This is a genomic window from Gilvimarinus sp. 1_MG-2023 (assembly GCF_030548285.1).
Genome location: NZ_JAUOSC010001940.1, coordinates 1 through 228, shown reverse-complemented (window position 1 = coordinate 228; position 228 = coordinate 1). Strand labels below are relative to the sequence as shown.

The following is a 228-nucleotide window of genomic DNA, read 5'->3' as shown; positions in this document are numbered from 1 at the left end:
GAATTATCGGGTGTTCAGTGATGATCAGGGGCGCATGAATCGCAGCCTGTTGGCTGCAGGGGGGCAATTGCTGGTGGTGTCGCAGTTTACTCTGGCAGCGGATACCGGACGCGGCTTGCGCCCGGGCTTTTCGACCGCCGCGCCTCCGGCATTGGCGGAATCCCTGTACGATTATTTTGTCGCAGAGGCGGGGCAGTGTGTTCATACTGCCAGCGGCCGGTTTGGTGC

The 228-nt window shown here is 61.0% G+C and carries 1 protein-coding gene; it reads left to right on the top strand.

From position 1 onward, the window contains the following. On the top strand, positions 1-228 hold a 228-nt coding region (locus tag Q4563_RS23425; RefSeq protein WP_303606253.1), incomplete at both ends, for a D-aminoacyl-tRNA deacylase.